Source organism: Labrys sp. 22185 (assembly GCF_052045555.1).
GTDB classification, from domain to species: Bacteria; Pseudomonadota; Alphaproteobacteria; order Rhizobiales; family Labraceae; genus Labrys; species Labrys neptuniae.
This window is the reverse complement of sequence record NZ_JBQEPH010000006.1, coordinates 195,114-212,563: the sequence shown is the minus strand read 5'-3', so window position 1 is coordinate 212,563 and position 17,450 is coordinate 195,114. Positions and strand designations below refer to the sequence as shown.

The following is a 17,450-nucleotide window of genomic DNA, read 5'->3' as shown; positions in this document are numbered from 1 at the left end:
TGCCATGACCGAAACCGCCACGCATTTTTCCTTCGTGAATATGCTGCTCAACGCCGATCCGGTGGTGAAGGCCGTCATGCTGATCCTTGTGATCTCCTCGGTCTTGTCCTGGGGCCTGAGCTTCGAGACGGTGAGGCGGCAGGCGAAGCTGCGTCGGCTGCTGAAAGCGGCAACGGCCAAGGGCCTCGGCGCGGCGCCGGCCGTAGGGCAGGCCTTGCATGCGCAGGGCGAGCAATCGGCCGGGCTCGCCGTGCCCGGCGAAACCGGCGGCGAATATCGAGCCCGGATCGAGCGAGCCATGCGCGAGGCGGCCGGCGGGCTGGTCGGCGCCAGCGATGCCGGTCTGTCGATCCTCGCCACCATTGCCGCCGTGACGCCCTTCATCGGGCTGTTCGGCACGGTGTGGGGCGTGATGAACTCCTTCTCCGCCATTGCCGGCGCCAACGACACCTCGCTGGCCACCGTTGCTCCGGGCATTGCCGAAGCGCTGTTCACCACGGCGCTCGGCCTGGTTGCGGCCATTCCCGCTCTGATCGCCTATAATCGATTGTCGCAGGGCATGGCCGGCCTCGGCCGCTTGTTCGAGCAGGTCCTGCGCCGCGAAGCGGAAACCATGGCGGCCCGCCGCGGAACGTCCGCCAAGGCCATTGGCTTCAGGGAGGCGGCAGAATGAGCTTCTCCCTTCAGGACCCTGAAGGCGGCGATGCGCCCGGTCATGCATCTTGGGCGCCCAAGGCCGTTTCGGACATCAATGTGACCCCCTTCGTCGACGTGATGCTGGTGCTGCTCATCGTCTTCATGGTGACGGCGCCCATGCTGGCGGCTGGCGTCAAGGTCGACCTGCCCAAGGCGAGCGGCGTGGCGGCGATGTCGCCGACCAAGGAGCCGCTGGTGGTTTCCATCAAGGCGGATGGCTCGCTCTATATCGGGCAGGACGCCCGCAGCGGCGAGGCTTTCGATGCCGATATCCGTGCCCGTCTCGCCGCCGATCCCAAGGTGATGGCGCATATCCGCGCCGACGCCAGCGTGCCCTATGAGAAGGTGCTGGATCTGATGGCCGATCTCAGCCGCAACGGTGTGAGCCAACTTGCCTTCATCGGCAAGGCCGACAAGGCGGCTGCCCAGCCATGACGTCGGCCGACATCTTCAGGGATTGGCGGGTCGGCATGATCGCGGGAGCGGCGCTCCTGCATCTGACGGCGTTCGCCGGTGCCTGGGTGATGGTGCCGCATGACGGCGTGGAAACGCACTTGAATCGCCCGATCGAGGCATCGCTGATGCCAGCGCCTTCGAATGATGCCGTAAACGAGGTAAGTTCGCCGCTGTCGCAGGAGGTCGTCTCGCCGGTAGCCGAGAGCGAGGCGCTGACCGAGGATACCGTCACCGAGATATCGCCCGATGCGGTCGCCGCCGAGCCCGCGGCGCCTCACGAGCAAAGCGCGGAATCCCCGCCCGTACAGGTGGCCGAAGAGGCTCTCCCGACGCCTGTCGAGCCGGACAGGATGGCAGCGTTGGTGCCTGACGTCGTCACCACGACGTCGACGCAGCCCAGTGCGACCGTTGCACCTGTTCCCGACACTGTGCGGAGCGAGACGGTGACGGAGCCGAAAGAGCCGATGATCGAGAAGCCCATTCCGGAAAAGCCCAAGAAAAAGGTTGAGAAGCCTAAAGAGCAACCCTTGAAGACGAAGGCGGTCGAAACGCCGGTCAAGGATAAGCCGGAGGTCAAGCGATTGGCCAAGCTCGACACGACCACGCAGACTCGTCATGCGCAGAAAGGCGGGGAGGGGGCGATGTCGGACATCGGTGTCGCCGACAGCGCCCGAACCAATGGTGCTGCGGTGAAAAAATACAATGCCATTCTTGTCGCGGCCGTGAATAGTCGCGTGAGGGCCATGGGCGGAATCGCGTGCCAAGGTGGCAGGCGTGCCACTGTTGGCTTCAATGTCTCCGCATCGGGTAGCGTTGGCAGCGTACGTCTCAGCAGCCCGTCGGGGGACTCTGCACTGGACGGAGCCGCGCTGGCGGCCGTCCGCGGAATATCGCCGCCGCCTCCACCGGGAGGCGCCGTTTCGCGCATCGTCCCCGTTCAATGTCCAAGATCCTAACAACGAAAGGAACCACCCATGTTCATCGCCATGAACCGCTTCCAGGTGAAGAAGGAATCCACCGCGGATTTCGAGACCGTCTGGCGCGATCGTGAAGTGCATATCGACAAGCTGCCCGGCTTCGTCTCCTTCCACCTGCTGCGCGGGCCGGAGCGGGAGGACCATGTCCTGTATTCCTCGCATGTGGTCTGGCGGTCCAAGGCCGATTTCGAGGCCTGGACTCAGTCGGAGGCTTTCCGCCTGTCGCATCGTAATGCCGGCAAGGGCCCGGCGCTGACGCTCGGCCACCCCGTCTTCGAAGGTTTCGAGGTCTTGCAGACTTTGGATGCGCCGACTGAGAGCAAGGCGGCCTGATCATCACGCATTTCCCCGCGCTACGAGGGGAATGACGGGCGGGTTTCGGCCTCGTCCTCCCGGGAGAAGGCGACCTCCAGCTTCCGGGGAGACCAGGGCAGGAACCCGCCCGTTTTCTATGCACTGCCTTGTGGGAGATGCTACTTCCGGGATCGCAGGCATCTCGGTGACATGCTTGCATGTCGCGATTGCCTGCTCTTCTTCTCCAACGGTCGAAGGGCTCTAAAGGCAGGCAGGGATGCCTGTGATCCCAGAAGTAGCGATTCCTCTCACAGCACCGTCCGCTTGAGGATCTCCGCCGTCTCGGCGTTGGCGGGGTAGAAACATTCCAGCGCCAGCTCCGACAGGGTGATGTCGACGGGCGTGCCGAACACGGTGGTGGTGGAGAAGAAGCACATCAGGCCCTGCGGTGTCCTGAGCTCGAAGGGCACGACGATGCCGCCGAGATCGGCGCGGGGCTTGCTGCGCGAAGCCGGAACCGGATAGGCGGAAAGTTCCTCGAGGAGACGAGCGAGGATCTCGTCGCCGCTGACGGCGATCTGCTGGCGCAGGCGCTCGAGCAGATGATCGCGCCATTCGGGCAGATTGGCGGTGTGAGGCGCGAGACCGCCGGGATGCAGGCCGAGGCGCAGCACATTGACCGGCGGCTCCAGCAGGCTCTTGTCGGCAACTCCGACCAACAGGGGTGCGATCGCCTTGTTGGCGGCGACCAGCGTCCAATGGCGGTCGACCGCAAGGGCGGGGTAGGGCTCATGCCCGCCGATCACCAGGTCGATCGCCTCGCGGGCCGGGGCGAGGGCCGGATCATCCAGCCCGCGCTCTTGATAGACCGGTGCGTAACCGGCCGCGAGCAGCAGGGCATTGCGCTCGCGCAGCGGCACTTCCAGCCTCTCGGCCAGATGCAGCACCATCTCGCGGCTTGGCTTGGAACGGCCGCTTTCCATGAAGCTGAGATGGCGCTGGGAGATTTCCGCCTCCAGCGCGAAATCGAGCTGGCTCATGCGGCGATGCTGGCGCCAGGCGCGCAGATGGTCGCCGACTCCCCGGGGGGCCCTCGCCTGCGGCGAGCCGCCCGGTCGGCGGGCGACCTGGATGCTGCCACGGGCGCTCATGCCGCTGCCGGGACCTGGTCGAGGAAGCCATTCACTTCGCGCAGCCGCCCCTGGTCGAGCCGGGCGAAGTCGGTGCCTTTGATCGGCCCATCGGCGCCTTCCGGACCGAGCTGCCAGGAGAAGCGGATCTGATCGCCATGGCCGTCCGCCTCGCCGATCAGGGAGAAGCGAAAATCGGGGAAGCGCTGCTGCACGGCTGCGATCAGGCCATCGATCTCGTCATGGCCCTGGCCGCGCATCAGCGGGTCGACATAGAGGGCGTCATGCGTCCAGGAGGCATCCAGCAGGGCGCGCCGGCGCCCAGGATCGGTCTCGTTCCAGGTGGCGATATAGATACGGGCAATGGTGGCGGGATCGGTCATCGACATGTTCCTATTGGCAGGCCTGATTGCTTCAGGCCCGCTCAGCATGGCCGGGAGAAGGGGGCGTCTCAATTACGCGCCAGGTAATCAAGGCGGTCTTTCTGGACGAATCTTTCCGAAGGCACATTATCGTCGTTGTCGACATGTCCTGGCCTTCCGGTCGCGCCTGTTTACAAGGTTACAGGAAACACGGAGTGTCAGCCTCCGGCTGACATCTTGCTTCCTTTCTTCAAGATGTCAGCCAGAGGCTGACACTCCAAATCCGCTTTCATGAAAACCGCAAGCGGCGACAGGGATGTTTCGGTCGGCAGGCCGCAATTTCGTGAGCGGAGAACACTGTGTCCCTCGATCCACCGCCCGCCGGCCTTGTCAGCGAACGTCTTCTGCTCAGGTCCTTCACACCCGATGACGCCGACGAGATCTTTGCCTGCATCACGCCGAGCCTGACGCGTTTCATGGCATGGGAGCCTTTGCCGTCACGCGAGGCCTTTGCCTCGATTTGGCGCAATTGGGAGACCTTGGCCGAGGTGGGCAGCGATCACATTTTCGTCGTCCGCCGGCGGGATGGACTGTTTCTCGGCCTGGCAGGGCTGCATCGGGCCGCGAGCAAGACGCCGGAACTCGGTATCTGGATCCGGGAAGACGAACATGGGCGCGGCTATGGCCGTGAGGCTGTCGCTGCGATTGCCGACTGGGCGTCCGAGGACCCGGCCGTGCGATATTTCGAATATCCCGTCGCAGAGGCGAATCTGGCAAGCCGCCGGATTGCCGAGGACCTGGGTGGAATCCCGGCGGCCGAGCGGCGTGACAGGAAATATACCGCCGTGATTTATCACGTGCCGCGGCGACGCCGCTGACACGCCTTGCGTGGCCAACCGCTCAGAACCCATGGTTCTCGCTTGCACGTACTGGCCGGCTCGCCTAAATCCGAGCCATGATCGAGAAGGATGGGGCAGGGCGTATGGCCCGGGGGTTGAGTGCGGGCGAGGCGTTGCCTCTGCTGATCGAGGCTGTGAGGGAAGCGGGCGAGATCGGGCTCGGCTTTGCGCGCGAAGGGGCCCGTGTCTTCGACAAGGCCGACAAGTCGCCGGTCACCGAGGCCGATCTTGCCATCGATGCCCATCTGGCCAAGCGGCTGCGCCACGTCTCCAGCGCGGTCGGCTGGCTGTCGGAGGAAGCCGTCGACACCACTGAGCGGCTGGACAAGCAGCAGGTCTGGGTGGTCGATCCCATCGACGGCACGCGCGGCTTCATCGCCGGCAACGGCGAATGGGTGATCTCGGCCGCGCTGGTCGAGGCCGGGCGTCCGCTGGCGGGCGTGCTCTTGCGTCCCAGCAATGGCGATCTCTATACGGGCGGTCGCGGCCTGGGCGCCTTCAAGAACGACGTTGCGCTCAACGCCAGCCAAGGAGCTCTCGCTGCCATTCGCACGCTGGCGGGCCCCAAGCCGATGTTCGATCTGGCCCAGCGCGCCTTGCCGCGGGTCGAGCGGGCCTCGTCGATGTCGTCCTTGGCCCTGCGCATCGCCATGGTGGCGGAGGGTAGCGTCGACGGCGCTTTCGCTTCGGGATCCTCGCATGATTGGGACATTGCCGCAGCCGATATCATTCTCAGCGAGGCCGGCGGGCTTCTCACTACCGTGGCCGGCAGGGACATCGTCTATAACCGCCCCGACCCCGTGCACCGGCCGCTCGTGATGGCTGGGCGGGAGCGTCAGGGCGCCCTGGTTGCCCTGTTCGAGGGCATGAACTGAATTTTACAGCAAAATGACTTTTCCCTGAATTGTCATTTTGATCTAACTATTTGTTTTAACGCGTTTTCTTGATCTAAGAGTCTGTCAGATTTTCCGGAAAACGCTATAGGAGCATGGGATGAGCGAACCTCAGAAACAATTGCTGCATCTGGTCTTCGGCGGCGAGCTGAGCTCGATCGAAGGCGTGGAGTTCAAGGACCTTCAGGGCCTCGACATCGTCGGCATCTACCCCAACTATGCCAGCGCCCAGGCGGCCTGGAAGGCCAAGGCCCAGGCGAGCGTCGACAATGCCCAGATGCGCTATTTCATCGTGCATCTGCATCGCCTGCTCGATCCGACGACCGACACGACCAAGCGCTGATAACCATGGTCGATGATAGGCCCCTGGAATGATCAAGAATATCGGCCGATCCCGCTTCGTGCAGAAGGCCATCGGCGAGGGCCTCGCCGCATGGCTGAAGCTCGTGCACGGCACCAGCCGCTTTGCCGACAGTCCGGCCGATCTCTACGGGCCCATTCGCGACCAATATCCCTATATCGTGGCGATGTGGCACGGGCAGCATTTCCTGGTGCCCTTCATGCGCCGCGAGGGGCATGAGTTCCGCATCCTGATCTCGCGCCATGGCGACGGCGAGATCAACGCGGTTGCGGTGACGCGTCTGGGGCTCGGCCTGGTGCGCGGCTCGGGTGGCAGGCCCCAGCGCCAGCACCACAAGGGCGGTCCCGCGGCCCTGCGCGAGCTGGTGGCCACCCTGAAGGACGGCCAGTCGGTGGGCGTGACGGCGGACGTGCCGCGCACCGGCGGCGTGGCCGGGCTCGGCATCGTCACGCTTGCGCGCCTGTCGGGACGGCCGATCGTGCCGGTCGCCGTGGCGACCTCGAACATGATCCAGCTCTCGACCTGGGACAAGGCCGTGATCAACATGCCGTTTTCGCGCGGCGCCTTCGTGGTCGGTGATCTCGTGCATGTGCCCGAGGATGCCGACAAGGCGCTGATGGAGGCGAAGCGCCTGGAGGTCGAGAACGCCCTCGATGCGGCGCATCGCACCGCCTATGCCATGGTCGGGCGAACCTTCGTGAAGGCAGGTACGTGAGCACAGCGCTTCCCCTCAGCCTCAGGGCCTACCGGCTGGCGACCAGCTGCTTTCGTCCTTTCGCCGGCCTGTTGCTGGACAAGCGCCAGCGCCGCGGCAAGGAAGATGCCTCGCGCCGGTCCGAACGCCTTGGCATTGCCGGCCGGCCTCGGCCCGAGGGGCGGCTGGCCTGGCTGCATGGTGCCAGTGTCGGGGAAGCCATTACCCTGTTGCCGCTGGCTGCGCGCCTGGCGGCGGAGGGCTATCGTATCCTGATGACGACCGGTACCGTCACCTCGGCGGCCCTGATGGCGGAGCGCCTGCCGCCCGGGGCGATCCATCAGTTCGTGCCGCTCGATATTCCCGCCTATGTCAGGCGTTTCCTCGAGCACTGGCGGCCGGATCTCGTCTGTTTCCTGGAATCGGAACTCTGGCCGGGAATGATCGCCGAGATCAAGGCGGCGGGCATTCCCCTGGCGCTGGTCAACGGGCGGATGTCGCCGCGCTCCTTTGCGCGCTGGTGCCGCGTGCCGCGCACCAGCGCCGCGCTGCTCGGGCGCTTCGACCTCATTGCCGCACAGAGCGAGGATGACGGACGGCGCTTTGCCTCGCTGGGGGCGCCGCGCGTCGTGGTCACCGGCAATCTCAAATTCGACGCACCGCTGCCGCCCGCCGATCCCGGCGTGCTCGAAGGTTTGCGGCAGGCGGTGGCGGGTCGCCCGCTCTGGCTCGCGGCGGTGACGCATGAGGGGGAGGAGGCTCTGGCGGGCGAGGTGCATGCCGCACAGAAGGACCGTTTCCCCGGCCTGTTGACGCTGATCGTGCCGCGGCATCCCGAACGTGGCGAGGCGATCGCCTCAGCCTTGCGGGAAAAGGGATTGAACGTCGCCCTTCGCTCGCGGGGCACTGCCCTGGAAGTGCGGCACGATGTCTATGTCGCAGACACGGTCGGGGAAATGGGCGTGTTCTATCGCCTAGCCCGCATCGTCTTCATGGGCAAGTCGCTGCTCGGCAAGGGCGGGCAGAATCCGATCGAACCGGTCAAGCTCGGCGCAGCCGTGCTGCACGGGCCCCATGTCCAGAACTTCGTCGAGGCTTATGGCGCGCTCGATGGCATGGGGGGGGCCGTGGTCGTGCACGGCTCGGCTGAGCTGTCCGGTGCCGTTGCGCGGCTGCTGGCCGAGCCGGCTGAGGTCGAGCGCGTCGCAGCCGGCGGCGCCAAGGCAATCGCGACGCTGACCGGGGCGCTGGAGCGGACGCTCATTGCCCTGCTACCGCTCGGGGCGGGGCGGCCATGAGCATGCGCATGAGCCTGAAGGCGCCGGCCTTCTGGTACCGGCCGCGGGGCTGGCTGGCCCGCCTGCTCATGCCGCTGTCCCGTTTCTATGGCGGAAAGGTCGCGGCGCGCATGCGCCAGCCAGGCAGCCGGGCCGGCGTTCCCGTGGTCTGCATCGGCAATTTCACGCTTGGCGGCGCCGGCAAGACGCCGCTGGCGCTGGCGGTTGCCGATATCCTGATCGCGGCGGGCCAGCGCCCGGCCTTCCTTACCCGCGGCTATGGCGGCAGCGAGAAGGGGCCGCTGGTGGTCAAGCCCGACGCCGCCGCCGACAAGGTAGGCGACGAGGCTCTGCTGCTGGCGCGCAAGGCCCTGACGGTGAAGTCGATCGACCGGCCGGCTGGTGCGGCGCTGGCCATCGAGCAGGGGGCCAGCATCATCATCATGGATGATGGCTTCCAGAACCCCTCTCTCACCAAGGATTGCTCGATCATCGCCGTCGATGGCGAGACGGGCATCGGCAACGGCCTGGCCTTTCCGGCCGGCCCCTTGCGGGCCGATATCCATGACCAGATCGGCTTTGCTTCGGCGGTAGTGGTGATCGGGCCCGGCGATGCGGGAACGGCCGTCTATGATTTCGCCCGCGGCTCGAGTGTCGCCGTCTTCCGGGCCCGCATCGGCCTCGATCCGCAGGCGCCGTCCCTGCGCGGCAAGCGGGTGCTGGCCTTTGCCGGCATCGGTCGTCCCGAGAAGTTCTTCAAGACCCTGGCCGATATGGGGGCCATCATCGCCGCGACGGAGGTCTTCGCCGACCACCATGCCTTCAGTGAGGAGGAGGCGGCCAGGATCGCGGCGCGGGCACAAGCGGCCAAGCTTATTCCTGTGACGACGACCAAGGATATGACGCGCCTCACCGGAGGCCCTGCGCGCATCGGCCTCGCCTCGATCAGCCAGACCGTGCCGATCCAGCTTTCCTTCGACGACGAGGAAGCAATGCACGATTTCCTGGTGAAGCGCTTCCGCCTGGCGGGGTGAGGACGCCTTGGAGCGCGGACATCCTGTCCGCTCTTGCTTGACTGCAAGCGCGCTGTTTCCAAGAGCGGACGAGACGTCCGCGCACCCGGATTGTCAGATCTCGCCGAGCCCCTTCAGCCGCTCCAGCACGGCCTCGCGGCTGGCATAGGCTTCCTGGCGGTCGACGTTCCAATAGCGCAACTCATCGATCGGGATATGCGTGCCGGTCACGGCGCAGCGCACATAGTTGCCCGGCTTGAGGATGCGGAAATCGGAATCGAGGTACTGGACCTGTGCTTCGCCGGGCAAAGTCATGCGGCTTTCGTGACGGTTCATGGAGGCGCTGGCCTATGTGTTGCTGATCTTGTCTAAACTATAACAGAGCCAATTCTAATCGTCGAACAGGCTCGGCTGCGGACCGGCCTGTCCGCTCTTCGGCTTGGCTTTCGCCACGCCTGGGGACGGCGGGGGCGCACCCTTGCCCACGATGAAATGGCCATCGGCGAATTGCAGGTCAAGGCTCGCTGCGGCCTGGGCTGCCGCGACATTGCGTATGGGGCTGCCTTGCTCGTCGCGCACCAGGGCAAAGCCGCGCTGCAGCACGCCCTGGTAGGAATAGGCTTCCAAGAGCACAGCGAAGCGGTCGAGCCTTTCGCGCTGGGCCGATGTGCGCGCGGCCGCGGCCTGCAGCAGGCGGCCGGCGAGGCTCGACAGGCGCTCGCGCCCGGCCTCGCTGCGGCGGGACAGCAAGAGCGGGGTGAGCTGGCCGGCTCGGCCGGCAAAGGCCTCGCGCTTGCGGGCGAGGGCGATGCGCGCCGAAGCCTCCAGGCGTTCGGCGATGGCGTGGAAGCGGTCGCGGCTGCGGTCGAGCCGGTTGGCGGGGCTCTGCGTCAGCAGCCGGCGGGTGAGCGCATCGTAGCGCTGGTGGTGGCGGCGGGTGTTGAGCGTGAGCGCGTGCACCAGGCGGCCGGCGGCAAGGTCGAGTTTCTGGCGCGGAGTCGCGAGCAGGGCCTCGCCACTGGGCAGGGCCCGGCCGAGATTGCGCAGGTCCTGGCGCCGGCGCTCGATCATGCGTAGCGCATGGCCGGTGAGGCGGGCGCCGAGATCGTGCAGATTGGCGAAGAGGTCGGCCCTGACCGGGACGGCCATTTCGGCGGCACCGGTCGGCGTCGGGGCCCGGCGGTCGGCGACATGGTCGATCAGCGTCCAGTCGGTCTCATGGCCGACCGCCGAGATCAGCGGGATCGAGCACGCCGCGGCGGCGCGCACCACGACTTCCTCGTTGAACGACCACAGATCCTCCAGGCTGCCGCCGCCGCGCGCCACGATCAGCACGTCCGGGCGCGGGATCGGGCCGCCGGCCGGCAGGGCATCGAAACCGGCGATGGCATTGGCGATCTCGGCGGCCGATGTCTCGCCCTGCACCCGCACCGGCCAGACGATGACCCGGCGCGGAAAGCGGTCAGTGATGCGATGCAGGATGTCGCGAATCACGGCGCCGGTCGGTGAGGTGACCACGCCGATCACGCGCGGCAGGAAGGGCAGGGAACGCTTGCGGCCCTCGTCGAACAGGCCTTCGGCCGCGAGCTTGCGGCGGCGCTCCTCCAGGAGCGCCATCAGCGCACCGAGGCCGGCCGGTTCGAGCCGGTCGATGATGATCTGATAGGAGGACTTGCCGGGGAAGGTGGTCAGCCGGCCATGGGCGATCACCTCCATGCCCTCCTCGGGGCGCTGGCGCAGCCGGGCGAGATTGCCCTTCCAGATCACCGCATCGATCTTGGCGCCTTCGTCCTTGAGGGCGAAATAGGCGTGTCCCGACGCCACCGGGCCGCGATAGCCCGAGATCTCGCCCCGCACGCGCACATAGCCGAAGGCATCCTCCACGGTGCGCTTGAGGGCGCCGGAGAGCTCGGAAACGGACCATTCAGGGGCGTTGGAGGGCTGAGAATCAGGAGAATTGTCGGGCATGGCGGCTATCTTACATGGAGCGCGGACATCTTGTCCGCTCTTCACTCTGAACGCTGGCGGTTCAAGAGCGGACATCCCAGCGACATAAGCATGTCGCTGGGATGTCCGCACTCCAAGGAAATGCCGGCGGGTACTATCCCGCGGCCCCGAATCCGGCCTAGAATTGTATGAACAATCAAAACAACAGGCGGAGGCAACGATGAAGGCGGTGCGGCTCGATGCGGTGGGAGAGCTTTTTCTGAAGGAGGTGGAAAGGCCGAAGCCTGGTCCGGGCGACCTGCTGGTGCGGGTCGAGGCCTCCGGCATCTGCGGCACGGACCGCCATCTGCTCAAGGGCGAGTTTCCCTCCAAGCCGCCGGTGACCCTGGGCCACGAATTCTGCGGCATCGTCGAGGAGATCGGCCCGGGTGTGCAGGGCTTGCGTGTCGGTATGCGGGTGACGGGTGATCCCAATATCGTGTGCGGGCGCTGCGTGCACTGCCAGAACGGGCGGATCAATCTGTGTCGCAATCTCACCGCCATCGGCATTCACCGCGACGGCGGGCTGGCCGACTATGTGATCGTGCCGCAGCAGCAGGCCCACGAGCTGCCGCTGTCCCTGAAGGCCAGCCATGGCGCCTTCTGCGAGCCGATCGCCTGCTGCCTGCACGGCATCGACATCGCCGACATCCAGCCGGGTTCGTCGGTGATCGTGCTCGGCGGCGGCGTGATCGGGCTGATCACGGTGCAGTTGGCCAGGCTTGCCGGCGCGTCACGCGTGGTGCTCTCTACCCGCCAGGCGGTGAAGCGCGAGCTGGCCGAGCGCGTGGGCGCCACCGCCAGCATCGATCCCACCCAGGGCGATTTCATCGCCAACGTCACCGGCCCCGACGGCCTGCTGCCCGGCGGCGCCGACGTGGTGATCGAATGCGCTGGCGTGGCCGAAACGGTGGAGCAGTCCTTCCGGCTCGCCCGTCCCGGCGGCACGGTGGTGATCCTCGGCGTGATGGCGCAGGGCGAGAAGGTGGCAGTCGAGCCCTTCGATATCCTGTTCCGCGAGCTGAAGGTGTTCGGCTCCTTCATCAACCCCTTCACCCATCGGCGGGCGGCCGAACTGGTGGCCAGCGGAGCCCTCAAGCTCGACGAGCTGATCTCGCGCGAGGTCAGGCTGGAGGAGGTGCCCGCCATCATTGCCAGGCCGGCCGGGCCGGGCGAGGTCAAGATCCTCTTCGTGCCCTGACAAGCCGCCGGACCGTAAACGTTTCGTGAACAAAAAGCTGGCGCGGGGCTGGCGACTCGGCCGGGAAGACCTATCTTGCAGGGCATGAAGGCTGGGAGCCTGCTCCCAGCCGCCCCGTATTCTGGCGAGATTGCATGCCCCGTAAACCGCCTTCCATCGACAAGACGCAGGCCCGGCGCATCTGGCTGAGGGCCCAGCGTCTCGACAGCCTGGCTCCCTTCGGCGACGGGCCGCAGGCGACTCCTGCGGCGACCGCGCATCTGGGCTATGTGCAGATCGACACCATCAACGTGATCGAGCGCAGCCACCATCACATCTTGTGGACGCGCATTCCCGACTATCGCCGCGACCATCTCGTCCAGGCGCAGAGCGCCGACAAGTCGGTGTTCGAATATTGGACGCATGCGCTGTCCTATATTCCCACCCAGGACCTGCGCTACTTCCTGCCCGACATGAAGGCCTATCTCGACCGGCCCAATGGCTGGTTCGAGAGCGTGTCGAAGGCCGATCTGCGCAAGGTCCTCAGCCTGATCCGCAAGGGCGGGGCTCTCTCCATCCGCGACATCGACGATGACGTGCTGGTGGAGAAGACCCATCCTTGGGCCAGCCGCAAGCCTTCGAAGAAAGCGCTGCAGCTTGCCTTCTATACCGGCGTGCTGACCATCAGCGCCCGCGTGGGCATGCTCAAGACCTATGAGCTGATGGAGCGTCATTTCGGCTGGGCCGAGCAGCGAGACCTCAAGCCCAAGCCGGCCACCGAGCGCCAGCGGCTCGACTACATCATCGACCGGGCGCTACGCTCGCAGGGGCTGATCAGCCTCGATTCGATCTGTCATCTCGATGCCGGCCGCAAGGGTGCGGTGCGCGAGCGCCTCGAAAGCCGGGTGCGGCGCAAAGACCTGGTGGCCGTGGAGGTCGAGGGGGCCGGCAAGACCGAGCATTGGGCCAGCCCCGAAACGCTCGACGCCGTCGCCGCGGCGCCGCCGGCCGAGCTCGTGCATATCCTCTCGCCCTTCGACCCCCTGGTGATCCAGCGCAAGCGGTTGAAACTCTTCTTCGACTATGATCACCGCTTCGAGGCCTATGTGCCGAAGGAAAAACGGGTTTTCGGCTATTTCGCCCTGCCGGTGCTGGTGGGCGAAGAGGTGGTGGCGGCCATCGATCTCAAAACGGACCGCGCCGCCGGCAAGGTGCTGATCCAGCAATGGAACTGGGTGGGTAAGGGCGATGCCGCCGCCCACAAGCCCGCGATCGAGGAAGCGCTGGGGCGCTTCGAGGCCTTCCAGCTGGCGGAGTGATGCCGGCACGTTATCGATGCTGATGGGCAGCATCCACTGTTGCCTAAAAGACATGTCATCCCGGGCGGGGTCTTCGGCCGCGCCGGGGATGACGGGAGTACTCGGACCGGATGCTCGTTCGTTCTGGTTTGCCGTGCCCTTTCACGGGCACGGCGTTACTGGTCGGCTATTTTGCGTCGGCGCGCAGCTTGTCGTTGCCGCGGTTCCCGTCGGGGATCTTGTGGTCGGGATCGAGGGTGGCCTGCACCACCTTCTTGCCGGGCTCCACGATGACGGTGGTCGAGGCTTGCCTGATCCAGCTTTCGGCGGGCAGACGATAGTCGCGATGGCTGCCGTCGGCGAAGTCGACCCGCAAGGTCACCGGCATGACCAGCTTGTCGTGGCTGCCGACGGTGATGGCCGTGCCCTTGGGCGCCTTGTCCTTGTTGTCCTTGTCGTCGGTCGCCGGCCCGATCTTGTCGATGGCGAGGTCGAGCGTCCAATTGTGGTCGTACCAGCCGCGCCACCACCAGGACAGGTCCTCGCCGGTGCTGCTTTCCATCGCCCGGAAGAAATCGTCCGGCTTGGGATGCTTGAAGGCCCAGGCCGCGGTGAACTGGCGGAAGGCCGCGTCGAAGCGCTCCGGCCCGAGGATCTGCTCGCGCAGCAGGACGAGGCCGAGCGCCGATTTGAAATAGGTCACCGGGTGGCGGTATTTCTCGATCACCGTGTCGGCGCGCGAGAGGATCGGCGGAGCCTCGCGGTCCTTCAAAACCTCGATGATCTCGTCGACGGGATTGCCGCCGCCCGGCGCATATTCGACATCGCGTTTGGGCGCATATTCGCCATGGTTGAAGTCGTCCGATTCATAGACGTCGATGAAGGTGTTGAAGCCTTCGTCCATCCAGGCGTCGCGCCGCTCGTCGAAACCGACGACCATCGGAAACCAGGTGTGGCCGATCTCATGGGCGGTGACCCAGAACAGGTCCTTGGTCTTGTCGCCGATGCCGTCGAAAAGCAGGCCGGGATACTCCATGCCGGCGAGATCGTCGGGCCCCGCGATGTTGACAGCGACCGGCCAGGGATAGGGATACCAGCGGGCCGAAAAGCGTTCGACGGCGTCCTTGAGATATTCGGTCGAGCGTCCCCAGCGCTCGCTGCCCTGGCTTTCAGCGGGATAGAAGGACATGGCGAGCGCCAACTTGCCGCCCGGTAGGTTGATGCGCGCCGCGTCCCAGGCAAAGGCGGCCGAGGCTGCGAAAACCACGTCGCGGCTGTTCTGCATGCGATAGTGCCAGGTCAGCGTGCCGTCCTTCTTCGGGCGTGACTTGGGATCGTCGATCTCCGGGACGCTGCGGATGGTCACGGTCTTGTCGCTGGCGCGGGCCTTCTTGAGCCGGCTTTGCTGCTCGGATGTCAGCACCTCCTGCGGGTTTACCAGTTCACCCGAGCCCGCCACCAGCATGGTGCTCGGCGCCGTCACCCAATAGTCGAAATTGCCATAGTCGAGATAAAACTCCTGGGCCAGGTAGGGCAGCGTGTCCCAGCCGCGGATGTCGTCATAGACGGCCATGCGCGGATACCATTGCGCGATCTCGTAGACGGGCCCGGCCTTGGCCTTGCCCCAGCCCATGCGCCCGCCCCATTCGCCGGGAATGGTGAAGTGATAGCGGATGTGGAGCTTGACCTGCCCGCCCTTGGCGGCCAGCGGCATCGGCAGGGCGATACGCAGGCGTGTGTCGCTGACGGTATAGGAAACGGGTGCTGCCTTGCCGCCGCCGATCGCGACGCTGTCGAGCACGAAGCCGTCCGTGGTGCCCTCGCGCGCCTTGCCGCTGGCGTAACCGCTGCGGCTGTCGGTCTTGTAGATGTTCTGGTCGAGTTGCAGCCAGAGCTCGGTCAGCCGGTCGGGGCTGTTGTTGGTATAGGTGATGACCTCATCGCCGCTGATGGCAGGCTGATCAGGCTGGAGCGTGGCATGGATCTGATAATCGGCCTTGTTCTGCCAATATTGCGGGCCGGGCAGGCCATTGGCCGAGCGATAGGCGTTGACGGCCTGCGCCGGCGGGCGCGGCGCAAAGGTTTCCCGGGGCTGATACTGTGCCAGGGCCGGCGTCGCAGCCAGACAAAGGAATGCAATCGGAAAAAGATGCGCGGGCCGCCGCCTATGATGCAAGAATCGTTGGTATATTTCTGCCGTATTCATGGAAATACCTGCTGTCGATGGACTGTCCCCTCCATCCCAATCGGATATCCCCGCTCACTTCTTAGAGCATGAACGCTGTCCTCGCCATGATTTGTACGACCGATGCAACAAATTGATGCCGGCGGCGGGACGACTGCCCGGTCCCGGCATCTTGCCGGGTGTCGTCGACATGAATAGGATGGGTGCGTCGATCGGATGTTACATGTGCGACGTCCCGGCACAGGGAGGCGCTGCGTGAGCGAAGCGGGGACAAGGAAGCCGGCTCGGTCCGAAAAGCAGGCGCCGCGGCTGTCCGTCGGCTTCATCCTGGCGCGTCACTTCACCCTGAACGCCTTTGCCAATTTCGTCGACGTGCTGCGCCTGGCGGCAGATGAAGGCGACCGCAGCCGGCCGATCCGCTTCGAATGGAGCGTGCTGTCCGACACCATGAGCCCGATCGCCTCCAGCAGCGGCGTGGTGGTCGCGCCCAGCGAGAGGCTGGGGGACCCCGGCAAGTTTGACTATATCGTGGTGGTGGGCGGGTTGATCGACGAGGTCCCGAAACTCAGCCCCGCCTATTCGCGCTATCTCCAGCGGGCGGCGGCGGCCAGGGTGCCGCTCGTCGGCGTGTGCACCGGCGCCTTCATCCTGCACCATGCCGGGCTGATGGAGGGCTATCGCTGCTGCGTGAGCTGGTTCCACCACACCGATTTCCTGGAGCAGTTCGACGGTCTCCAGCCGGTGTCCGACCAGATCTTCATCGTCGATCGTGACCGCCTCACCTGTCCGGGCGGTGCGAGCGCGGCCCATCTGGCGGCCTTTCTGGTCGAGCGGCATCTGGGCAAGGCCGCCGCGACCAAGAGCCTGCACATCATGATGATCAACGGGGCGGAGGTCGGCGAGGCGCCGCAGCCGAGCCCGACGCTCGATTTCAACACCTCCGATCCCTTCGTCAGGAAGGCGCTGCTGCTGGTGCAGCAAAGCCTGGATGCGCCGCTCTCCGTCGGCCAGATCGCCCGGCATCTGGGCATCACCAAGCGCCGGCTCGAGCGCCATTTCGAGAGCGCGCTCGCCACCTCGCCGCGCGCGGCCTTCATGGAGATGCGGCTGTCGCTCGCCCGGCACATGGTCGAGACCTCCAACAAATCCTTCGCCAAGATCGCCATCGAATGCGGCTTTTCGGATTCCGCCCATTTCAGCCGGCGCTTCCGCCAGCGCTTCACGACGACGCCGAGCGAATTCCGCAAAGAGCGGCAGGAAGGGATGGCTCAGGCATGAGGTTGGGCGGCCCGGCAGATGGTCAGCCGCCGATCTTGCGCTCTGTGGTGGGGGTTTCATGCCCGCAACGCCCATCATCCGCGCAATCGAGCATCCACTGCACGCCAAAGCGATCGGTCAGCTTTCCGTAGAAACTTCCCCAGGGCTGTACCGCGAGCGGTGTCGTCACGGTGCCGCCATCGGCAAGGCTGGCGAAGAGCCGGGCGGTCGTGCTGCGGTTAGGCATGATCAGCATGTGGGCGGAGCCGCGCATCGGCTCCGCGTCATGATTATCCGAGGCGAAGAACAGAATACCGGGGCCCTCGAAGCGGGCATGCATCACCTTTCCCCGCATTGCCTCATGGGCCAGAGGGGGGGCCGAGGTCGCCATGGCGCAGCAGGATCGAGGCCCGCCCCAAGCCGCATTGGGCGTAGAAGGCGAGAGCCTCCTCGCAATGCCGGGTGAAGAACAGGTAATTGGCAAGCTGCATG

18 protein-coding genes and 1 pseudogene are annotated in these 17,450 nt (G+C 65.7%); 13 read left to right on the top strand and 6 right to left on the bottom strand.

Annotated elements, in window-relative coordinates; translation table 11 throughout:
• Positions 1-4 precede the first annotated feature (4 nt).
• Genes ACTJKX_RS14680 through ACTJKX_RS14665 form a run of 4 tightly spaced genes read left to right on the top strand, consistent with a single transcriptional unit; the run spans position 5 to position 2,462 of the window.
• Positions 5-673, top strand: a complete 669-nt coding sequence (locus tag ACTJKX_RS14680) for a MotA/TolQ/ExbB proton channel family protein (protein WP_394311761.1) — start codon at positions 5-7, stop codon at positions 671-673.
• Positions 670-1,131: an ExbD/TolR family protein gene (locus tag ACTJKX_RS14675; RefSeq protein WP_394311763.1), complete on the top strand. Its 462-nt coding sequence runs from the start codon at positions 670-672 to the stop codon at positions 1,129-1,131. The genes ACTJKX_RS14680 and ACTJKX_RS14675 overlap by 4 nt, the downstream gene beginning before the upstream one ends.
• Positions 1,128-2,108, top strand: coding sequence for a TonB family protein (locus tag ACTJKX_RS14670; RefSeq protein ID WP_440725697.1), 981 nt, complete (start codon positions 1,128-1,130; stop codon positions 2,106-2,108). Before ACTJKX_RS14675 ends, ACTJKX_RS14670 begins: the two co-directional genes overlap by 4 nt.
• Before the next feature lie 18 nt (positions 2,109-2,126).
• Positions 2,127-2,462 (top strand): antibiotic biosynthesis monooxygenase family protein, encoded by a 336-nt coding sequence (locus ACTJKX_RS14665; RefSeq protein WP_149251786.1) that lies wholly within the window; start codon positions 2,127-2,129, stop codon positions 2,460-2,462.
• 269 nt (positions 2,463-2,731) lie between these two features.
• Here ACTJKX_RS14665 and ACTJKX_RS14660 read toward each other — a convergent pair whose 3' ends face one another.
• Together ACTJKX_RS14660 and ACTJKX_RS14655 are read right to left on the bottom strand one after the other, a co-directional pair.
• A complete protein-coding gene (locus tag ACTJKX_RS14660) occupies positions 2,732-3,574 on the bottom strand; it encodes a helix-turn-helix domain-containing protein (RefSeq protein ID WP_394311767.1) in 843 nt (280 codons plus the stop codon).
• Positions 3,571-3,936, bottom strand: a complete 366-nt coding sequence (locus tag ACTJKX_RS14655) for a nuclear transport factor 2 family protein (RefSeq protein ID WP_311943245.1) — start codon at positions 3,934-3,936, stop codon at positions 3,571-3,573. The genes ACTJKX_RS14660 and ACTJKX_RS14655 overlap by 4 nt, the downstream gene beginning before the upstream one ends.
• A 338-nt stretch (positions 3,937-4,274) precedes the next feature.
• On the opposite strand from ACTJKX_RS14655, the gene ACTJKX_RS14650 reads away from it, so the two are divergent.
• The 6 genes from ACTJKX_RS14650 to lpxK all read left to right on the top strand — a co-directional run bounded on the left by ACTJKX_RS14650 (position 4,275) and on the right by lpxK (position 9,073).
• The gene (locus tag ACTJKX_RS14650) at positions 4,275-4,793 is read left to right on the top strand and encodes a GNAT family N-acetyltransferase (protein ID WP_440725696.1); all 519 of its coding nucleotides are present in this window, start codon (positions 4,275-4,277) and stop codon (positions 4,791-4,793) included.
• 104 nt (positions 4,794-4,897) lie between these two features.
• The gene (locus tag ACTJKX_RS14645; RefSeq protein ID WP_394311769.1) at positions 4,898-5,689 is read left to right on the top strand and encodes a 3'(2'),5'-bisphosphate nucleotidase CysQ; all 792 of its coding nucleotides are present in this window, start codon (positions 4,898-4,900) and stop codon (positions 5,687-5,689) included.
• 118 nt (positions 5,690-5,807) lie between these two features.
• A complete protein-coding gene (locus ACTJKX_RS14640; protein WP_367626259.1) occupies positions 5,808-6,050 on the top strand; it encodes a DUF4170 domain-containing protein in 243 nt (80 codons plus the stop codon).
• A 28-nt stretch (positions 6,051-6,078) separates the two neighbouring features.
• Positions 6,079-6,783, top strand: a complete 705-nt coding sequence (locus ACTJKX_RS14635; RefSeq protein WP_311943238.1) for a lysophospholipid acyltransferase family protein — start codon at positions 6,079-6,081, stop codon at positions 6,781-6,783.
• Positions 6,780-8,060, top strand: coding sequence for a 3-deoxy-D-manno-octulosonic acid transferase (locus ACTJKX_RS14630; RefSeq protein ID WP_440725695.1), 1,281 nt, complete (start codon positions 6,780-6,782; stop codon positions 8,058-8,060). The genes ACTJKX_RS14635 and ACTJKX_RS14630 overlap by 4 nt, the downstream gene beginning before the upstream one ends.
• Entirely contained in the window at positions 8,057-9,073 is a 1,017-nt protein-coding gene (lpxK, locus tag ACTJKX_RS14625; RefSeq protein WP_440725694.1) for a tetraacyldisaccharide 4'-kinase, read from the top strand. Before ACTJKX_RS14630 ends, lpxK begins: the two co-directional genes overlap by 4 nt.
• 93 nt (positions 9,074-9,166) lie before the next feature.
• Here the strand turns inward: lpxK and ACTJKX_RS14620 are convergent, their stop codons facing one another.
• Entirely contained in the window at positions 9,167-9,388 is a 222-nt protein-coding gene (locus ACTJKX_RS14620) for a DUF2093 domain-containing protein (RefSeq protein ID WP_105862435.1), read from the bottom strand.
• Between the two features lie 54 nt (positions 9,389-9,442).
• The gene (gene xseA, locus ACTJKX_RS14615; protein WP_440725693.1) at positions 9,443-11,020 is read right to left on the bottom strand and encodes an exodeoxyribonuclease VII large subunit; all 1,578 of its coding nucleotides are present in this window, start codon (positions 11,018-11,020) and stop codon (positions 9,443-9,445) included.
• A 199-nt stretch (positions 11,021-11,219) separates the two neighbouring features.
• Here xseA and ACTJKX_RS14610 point away from each other — a divergent pair, with 199 nt between their 5' ends.
• A complete protein-coding gene (locus tag ACTJKX_RS14610) occupies positions 11,220-12,239 on the top strand; it encodes a zinc-dependent alcohol dehydrogenase family protein (RefSeq protein WP_440725692.1) in 1,020 nt (339 codons plus the stop codon).
• Positions 12,240-12,373: 134 nt separating this feature from the next.
• A complete protein-coding gene (locus ACTJKX_RS14605) occupies positions 12,374-13,537 on the top strand; it encodes a winged helix-turn-helix domain-containing protein (RefSeq protein ID WP_440725691.1) in 1,164 nt (387 codons plus the stop codon).
• 166 nt (positions 13,538-13,703) lie between these two features.
• Here ACTJKX_RS14605 and ACTJKX_RS14600 read toward each other — a convergent pair whose 3' ends face one another.
• The gene (locus ACTJKX_RS14600) at positions 13,704-15,692 is read right to left on the bottom strand and encodes a M1 family metallopeptidase (RefSeq protein WP_440725690.1); all 1,989 of its coding nucleotides are present in this window, start codon (positions 15,690-15,692) and stop codon (positions 13,704-13,706) included.
• Positions 15,693-15,956: 264 nt separating this feature from the next.
• On the opposite strand from ACTJKX_RS14600, the gene ACTJKX_RS14595 reads away from it, so the two are divergent.
• Positions 15,957-16,979: a GlxA family transcriptional regulator gene (locus tag ACTJKX_RS14595; RefSeq protein WP_440725689.1), complete on the top strand. Its 1,023-nt coding sequence runs from the start codon at positions 15,957-15,959 to the stop codon at positions 16,977-16,979.
• Positions 16,980-17,001: 22 nt separating this feature from the next.
• Here the strand turns inward: ACTJKX_RS14595 and ACTJKX_RS14590 are convergent.
• Positions 17,002-17,449, bottom strand: a pseudogene (locus tag ACTJKX_RS14590) (VOC family protein).
• Position 17,450 lies beyond the last annotated feature (1 nt).